The organism is Syntrophorhabdaceae bacterium (assembly GCA_035541755.1).
Taxonomy (GTDB): domain Bacteria; phylum Desulfobacterota; class Syntrophorhabdia; order Syntrophorhabdales; family Syntrophorhabdaceae; genus PNOF01.
Genome location: DATKMQ010000061.1, coordinates 1 through 6960, shown reverse-complemented (window position 1 = coordinate 6960; position 6960 = coordinate 1). Strand labels below are relative to the sequence as shown.

At 51.3% G+C, this 6960-nt stretch carries 7 protein-coding genes; all 7 read right to left on the bottom strand.

Annotation, left to right across the window (positions count from 1 at the left end):
- Window positions 1–55: 55 nt before the first annotated feature.
- A complete protein-coding gene (locus VMT62_05355; protein HVN95833.1) occupies window positions 56–1042 on the bottom strand; it encodes a hypothetical protein in 987 nt (328 codons plus the stop codon).
- Between the two features lie 79 nt (window positions 1043–1121).
- Window positions 1122–2315 carry a homocysteine biosynthesis protein gene (locus VMT62_05350; GenBank protein HVN95832.1) on the bottom strand — a complete coding sequence of 398 codons (1194 nt, stop codon included), beginning with the start codon at window positions 2313–2315 and terminating at the stop codon, window positions 1122–1124.
- An 86-nt stretch (window positions 2316–2401) separates the two neighbouring features.
- Entirely contained in the window at window positions 2402–3079 is a 678-nt protein-coding gene (gene tsaB / locus VMT62_05345; protein HVN95831.1) for a tRNA (adenosine(37)-N6)-threonylcarbamoyltransferase complex dimerization subunit type 1 TsaB, read from the bottom strand.
- Between the two features lie 14 nt (window positions 3080–3093).
- Window positions 3094–4224, bottom strand: a complete 1131-nt coding sequence (gene rseP, locus VMT62_05340; GenBank protein HVN95830.1) for an RIP metalloprotease RseP — start codon at window positions 4222–4224, stop codon at window positions 3094–3096.
- 3 nt (window positions 4225–4227) lie between these two features.
- Window positions 4228–5379: a 1-deoxy-D-xylulose-5-phosphate reductoisomerase gene (gene dxr / locus VMT62_05335; protein ID HVN95829.1), complete on the bottom strand. Its 1152-nt coding sequence runs from the start codon at window positions 5377–5379 to the stop codon at window positions 4228–4230.
- Between the two features lie 5 nt (window positions 5380–5384).
- Window positions 5385–6179 (bottom strand): phosphatidate cytidylyltransferase, encoded by a 795-nt coding sequence (locus VMT62_05330; GenBank protein HVN95828.1) that lies wholly within the window; start codon window positions 6177–6179, stop codon window positions 5385–5387.
- Window positions 6180–6899 carry an isoprenyl transferase gene (locus VMT62_05325; protein HVN95827.1) on the bottom strand — a complete coding sequence of 240 codons (720 nt, stop codon included), beginning with the start codon at window positions 6897–6899 and terminating at the stop codon, window positions 6180–6182. It abuts the gene before it with no gap.
- Between the last annotated feature and the right edge of the window lie 61 nt (window positions 6900–6960).

Genomic DNA, 6960 nt, shown 5'->3' with positions numbered 1-6960 from the left:
AATCGTCAAAAAGTTTCATATCTTAGATTCCTTCACGCGATTTCGCGCAGCGGACCTAAATTCTGATTTTTTCAACGTCCGTGTCTCTCCTTTCGATGGTATGTGTGGCCGGTGAACCGTTACGCGATTCTATCGTGATCAGGGGTCCTGTGTGCTTGCCATAGAAGGCCATGACGTTTGCCGTAGTTTCGACGATCTCCTGGGTGGGTACACCCTTGAAGAGGCCTTTCGGTCCTTTGAAGTTGACCGGGGAAAACAGTATGTAAGGGGGCTCAAACAGGGATTCGAGATGTGCGTTTTCTTCCTGGTTTCTTCCGAGAACAAGAAGGGTATCACGGGTCGGCCTGAAATACCTCCCGATGGTGATGAGCTCTATGTCCTTGGGCGTAAAGGCTATGCCGCCCGACATGAGATCTTTGAGCTTGTGGGCGAAGATGGGGTCGGTGAGCAGACAGCCGCCTCCGGGTCGGGCGAACTCTTTGAGACCATAATGAGACACCAGGTTGTACTGCACTTCCCGTGATCTGCCCGATACATCGAGGAGCCTTTCCCGATCTATAATACCTTCGAGCTCCGGCTGCGTCGAGGGGAGGAGCCTGGCTGAAAGCGGTCTCACAATGAGACCCTGAAGGCCACTTTTTTTCTCAATCAGCTCTATGGTGTGCCTTTTCTGGGACATGGGGCGCTGGCCAAGCACTTCTCCGGTAATGAGAAATCCCGCACCTTCGCTCGCCATCACTTCACGAGTCTTTTGCAACATGAATATTCTACAGTCGATGCAGGGGTTCATGTTCTTCCCGTAGCCGTATCGAGGATGCTTCACGATCTCGATGTATTCGTCCCCCTTATGCTGTGTGATAAGGCGTATATCGAGTTCTTGCGCTGTCCTGACAGCCTGCAGTCCCCGCTCTTTGTCGCTCTTGCTTGCGAAGTGAGAGGTAAAATGGAGGCCCACAACCTCAATCCCCTGGTCGAGGATAAGCCTGGTAGAAAGGGTACTGTCGAGACCCCCGGAAAGAAGAGATACAGCTTTTTTATTCATATAGAACGACTTTTGGGGCATAAGCACGGGCTACGGGTCAACGTGCAACGAAAGCCCATAACTCTCTGCGTATGGTCCCTTATCTTTCCTCCAGCGTCTTCATAACGATGCCTGTGTCGAGGCCGGGTAGCGGCGCCACCGGGCTCGAAAGAAGAAAGCTGCCTCTGCCAATCCATTCTTTCAGTATTGACGCTATTTCCTTAGCCTTTGAATAGCTCGATATGGGGTATGTGGGCACCTTCTTTCCGTTTACCATGATCGCCCCCGACTTTAATTGCGCATAGGTGACCTCACAGATACTCCTGGAAATTCGTTCGGGATAGTCATGGGAATAATCCACGACCTGGGCCTTGAAATCCTCGTCACTTCTCGAAGTGAAATACGCCATTTCTTCATCAAGGACCGGTATGGGTATGCCGAGACCGATGAAGATGGTGGCGCCGTATCCCACGAAACTGGCGCCCTTGAGAAAGTCCGGGCTCATCTTTTTTGCGTCGCCGATCACGGCAAGGGTGCCCGCTCCCGCTCTCGGAAGTCCGTCCGGGCTCCGTAGCGCCGAGGGATTGTGTTGCGTGCCGTTCCACGCCACAAAGCCGAGACTGCCACCCAGAAAGATCCTGGTCCCGATCCCGATCGTCCGGTACTTCGGGTCTTTGAGCAAGGGGGAGAGCTGGCCGGCGCTGCAATAGTTGGCGCTGTTCAGGTTTGGCTTAATGGAGCCCATGTAGGTATGGATCATCTTACCCGACTCATTTACCGCCACATTATAGTTCTGGTAGCTGTTTCTCGGGTTATAAAGATAGGCTTCATTGACGGTATCTTTATTAATGTATGTTTCAATCTTCTTCCGTGGATAGCAGTCAGTGCCGTATGCGGTTGCCGTGAGCTTTATATCTTTTCCGCTCACGAAATCTTCAATCACGTGTCCTCCTCCGTACTTAAAGGCCCCGGGGTAAACCGTATTACGCGGGTCGTCATCGGGGGATGCGGTGGCCCCGATGTAGAGATCAACAGCGGCAATTCCACAGTAGGCAGGTACGTCGTTCAGATAGCATTTGCCCCCGCCGATCTTTATCCTCGGCTTTGAGTGGCCCACATTGAGAAACATGCCGCTTGAACACATAGGACCGAAGGTGCCCGTTGTCACGACGTCAACGTACTGGGCCGCCTTCTTGGCCCCTTTCGATCTGGTTATGTCGATCATTTCCTCGGCAGTGACAACAACAACCTTACCATTCTTGATCTTCTCATTGATCTCTTCGATTGTCTTCAATGCCCCATCCTCCTCACGCCTTAGGCCCTGTATAAACGAGTTTCGAATGTGATGATCGAGTTTAAATTATACAACAATTCCTGATTTTAATCGACTGTCACGTTGAACTTGATCTCCGCCTCAGATCTTCGCCCGTAGATCGGGATGATCCTTCCCCCTGACCGAGCGCCCATGGCGGCGAGCCCCGTCTTTAACAGAGAGCGCGCCGAGACCGTCGTGTAATGGTCTTTCTCAAGGGTCACACCTCCAATGGTCGAAAGCACATCTTCGCAGACTCGAAGACCTGTGCCGAAGAAGACACAGGGCGTCTTTACCATGTCGGTTACGGCTTCAGGTTTCACCGCACGGTAATCGGTAAGCCGTGTGAGGGTCCCCTTTGAAGCGAAATAGAGCGCACGGAAGACCTCACCCTTTTTTGCGTCGATGAGCGGACAGAGATACGTTTCCTCGAGATGCACTAAGGACATGGCGAGAACATCAAGCGTAGAAACGCCAACGAGGGGTATTTTGAGGGCCGAGCTCATGCCCTTAGAGAAGGCCAGACAAACCCTGACTCCGGTGAAAGAACCCGGACCGAGGGTGACGAATATAGCGTCTACGTTCTCGATCGTCTGCGCGTTGTGACTCAGGATGTCCGAAACTGCATGCGCTATGATTTCAGAAGGACGGGGTTCTTTTAGGTTCCTCTCTTCAATGAGAGCCTCCCCCTGAGCCAGGCCAATATTGAGGAGGTCCATGGAGTTGTCGATGGTGAGTATGAGCATGTGGGTGTACAGCGTCAGGGCGAGAACTTGCTCGACAAGATTCTGAATTTGGACACCAACGCAGAGATAAAGTAACGCGCCTTCTCGAGTAGGCCGCCAGCCCCTCCGAGTCGTTGGATATCGTTAAACAGGGCGAAAGCCATGAGCAAGATAATGATTGTTAACCCTATCTTCTGCGCGATTTCTATGGTTTTCTCTGAAGCCCTTTTTCCCGTTATGATTTCGATGAGATTGAAGAGTATATGGCCCCCATCCAGAACCGGTATGGGGAGGAGGTTAATAACGCCGAGACTGATGCTGATGAGTGCGGCGAAGGAAGCGAGACTCCACAAACCGCCCTCGGCGAGCTTTGTTCCAAGCTGCAGGATGGTGATGGGTCCACCGATCTCTTTGGCTGGAATGCGTCCCACTATCATGCGGTAGAGCCCGATGACCGTCTTTTCCACCACGTTATAGGTCTCATACATTGCCATGGGTATGGCGCTCAAGACATTTTCTTTCAGCTCCTCCGACGCCCCGAGTCCAACGATCCTCATCTTTCTCGCATTGCCCAGAGCGTCCTTGGCCTCGACTTCCTGAGGCGTAATCACAACACTGAAATCTTTACCATCCCTTCGAAAGGTGAAATGCAAGGGTCCCGGGTCTGCGAAGGCGATTTCCCAGCGGAGGTCACTCCACTCAAAGATTCTTTTACCCTCAACACGGACAATGACATCACCCGAACGAACGCCGGCTTCATAGGCCGGATAACCTTTCTCCACGATCCCCACCTTTGTCCCTACGGTGTGTCCGCTTATCAGGAAGCAATAGGAAATGAGTGACGCGAAGAGCAGATTGAAAAAGGGGCCGGCAAAAACAATAAGAAACCGTTTGAACGGAGGTTTATGCGAGAAGGACCTGTGTTGTTCTTCTTCCTCGACCTTTTCGTCCGGGGATTCGCCGAGAAGCTTTACGTATCCCCCAAGGGGTACGGCCGAGATTGCGTATTGGGTTTCTCCCCCTTGGTACTGAAGGAGTTTCTTTCCGAAACCGAGAGAGAATTCAAGCACCTTTACCTGAAAGAGGCGGGCCGTTATATAATGGCCGAATTCGTGCACTATAATGAGAACGCTTAAGGCTATAATGGCAAATAGAAAATCAATCATAAGCTACCTCGTTAGTTCTGTTATGTGCGTTCTCGCGTACGCCTCTGTTAAGTCATGTATATGCCACACCGTGTCGAGGTCTTCGACGATATTCTGCTGCGGATGATGCGCAAGAGCCTCTTCCACGATGCGGGGAATATCGGTGAACCGAATTTTCCCTCCGATGAAGGCTTGAGAGGCCACCTCATTGGCCGTGTTTAAAGCAATAAGTGCGCTGTCTCCAGAAAAGAGGGCGTCATAGGCGAGCTTGAGCGCCGGAAACGTATCGAGATCGGGAGAATGAAAGGAAAGGCTGCCGATGTCTTCGAGAATGAGCTTTCTCACCGGCAGGGACATTCTGTGGTAATCGTTTAATGCATAGGCAATGGGAATTTTCATGTCTGGATATGCCATATAAGCCATGAGAGAACTATCTGTCAGCTCGACAATCCCGTGGATGATGCTCTCCGGATGTATGAGCACTCGTATGTCGCGCGGATCCATATTGAAAAGCCATCTCGCCTCGATGACTTCAAGACCCTTATTCATGAGGGTAGCCGAGTCGAGGGTAATCTTCTGCCCCATTTTCCAGGTTGGGTGTCTTAGGGCCTGCTCGGGCTTCACGTTTTTGAGATCCTCTTTTTTATGGTTTCTAAAGGGACCGCCTGATGCAGTGATGATCAGTGTGCTGACCTCTTTTCTCGGCATCGCTGACAATAATTGATGGAGCGCTGAGTGCTCGCTGTCAACCGGTATAAGCTTTCGCGGCATCGTGCTCGTGAGATCCATGATGATTCTACCCGCCATAATAAGGGATTCTTTATTGGCAAGGGCAAGGGTTTTTTTGTTTCTTAAGGCCGCTATGGTGGGCTCGAGGCCGATGCTTCCTGGCAGGGCGTTAAGGACGATGTCGCAATCCATGCCCGTCATCTCTTTCATACCTTGTGCTCCGGACAGGAGTCTTCCTTTGCCCATCCTTACTGCATCGCCCTGGGTTTCGTCATAGACACACACGTACTCAGGTTTGAATTTCCGGATTTGACTGTTAAGAAGATCTGTCTGATTCCTGCACGCGAGACCGAATACTTGAAGGCTTTCGTTTTCGTGATCAATGACTTCAAGGGCCGCTCTGCCGATGGAACCAGTCGAGCCAAGAACCAGGACCTTCTTTCTCATACCGCTCACCCTTTCCACGCTGTGCATATATAGAGGAGGGGCGCCGTGAAAATGAAGCTGTCTATCCTGTCGAGGATTCCGCCGTGTCCCGGTATGAGGGAGGAGGAGTCTTTTCTGTGAAGCACACGTTTTCCCATGGATTCGAGTAAGTCTCCTGCCTGGCCCAGGACACCCATAGCGGCTCCTATTCCGAGAGACGCCGCCATGCCGAAATGTAGTAGTCTGTGTGATAGACAAATAACGGCCATGCTTCCCAGGATGGCCCCGATAAGTCCTTCATAGGTCTTTTTCGGACTGATTTGTGGCGCGAGCGGTCTCCTGCCGAACTTTTTTCCCAGAAAATAGGCGCAGGTATCACTCGCCCAGATTGTTAAGAGGAGAACGAGGGGGAAGAGGCTTGAGAGCTGCTTTAGTAAATATACCGCGAACAGGGGGAGGACAATGAAGACCCCGCCAAAAAGTTGGGCCGCTATTCCCGTCACAATGTCCCGGTTGACGTCCTGTCTGTCTCCCGCGCGGTTGAAGAGCAGGAAGAGAAGATAGATGAGAGGCGAGGCGATTAGACAGAGAAGATAGAAGTCAAAGGCCTTTGAGTATAGCGGTGTGAGGCTCACAAGGGCGAGCGCAATAAGAAGATATTTTCCCGGCACGTGCGCCATATGGACAATCTCATAGAAGGCGAGGAGGACTACCAGGGCGATAAGAGCAAAGAACCCTGGGTCCGGCAGAAAATAGAAAAGCGCGGCTACAAAGGGGGCGAGAATAGATGCGGCCAATACGCGTTTCTTCAGTTCTCCCAATCAGCTTTCCTTTACCTTTCCGAATCTTCTCTCTCTCCGGGTGAATTCTCTCAGCGCTTCCAGATAAGCTTTTTTTCGGAAATCGGGCCAGAATATCTCCGTCACGTATATTTCCGTGTACGCTATCTGCCACAAAAGGAAGTTGCTGATCCGCATTTCACCACTAGTTCTGATCAAAAGATCGGGATCGGGAATAGCGCCGGTGTACAGGTATTTCTTGAATGCTCTTTCGTCTATTTTCTTGAGCACGCCTTTTGTTGCGTCTCTTACCATGCCCTTCACTGCATGCACGATTTCTCTTCGGCCGCTGTAACTCATAGCGAGGTTCAGGCAAAGGTTCTTGTTCCTGGTCGTTTTGTTTACAACGGAGCGGATCTCTTCCTGGAGTTTTTTGGGAAAGTCTTCTATCTCGCCGATGACGTTGAACCGTATGCCTTTGTCCATCATGAGGGGGAGCTCATTCTTGAGATATGTGCTCAAGAATTTGAGCAATGTTCTCACCTCTGTTTGGGGTCGCGCCCAATTTTCTTTTGAAAAGGCATAGAGCGTAAGGTAGGGAATTTTCAGTTCGCAGGTTGTAGTGACGATCTCTCGCACCGATTCCGCCCCCACCCTGTGGCCCTCCACCCGCGGTAGCTTCTTTCGCTTGGCCCACCGTCCATTACCATCCATTATGATTGCGACATGGGTGGGAAGTTTATCGAGTTGTATGCTATCCATTCGTGGTTGCCGTCAGATCGCCAGTATCTCTTTCTCTTTTTCCGTGTATGTCTTTTCTGCA

Excerpts from the sequence above, each read along its gene's own strand:
- rseP (HVN95830.1), bottom strand. The coding sequence starts at position 4,224 with ATGATTGATTTTCTATTTGCCATTATAGCCTTAAGCGTTCTCATTATA.
- tsaB (HVN95831.1), bottom strand. The coding sequence starts at position 3,079 with ATGCTCATACTCACCATCGACAACTCCATGGACCTCCTCAATATTGGC.
- dxr (HVN95829.1), bottom strand. The coding sequence starts at position 5,379 with ATGAGAAAGAAGGTCCTGGTTCTTGGCTCGACTGGTTCCATCGGCAGA.
- VMT62_05325 (HVN95827.1), bottom strand. The coding sequence starts at position 6,899 with ATGGATAGCATACAACTCGATAAACTTCCCACCCATGTCGCAATCATA.
- VMT62_05355 (HVN95833.1), bottom strand. The coding sequence starts at position 1,042 with ATGAATAAAAAAGCTGTATCTCTTCTTTCCGGGGGTCTCGACAGTACC.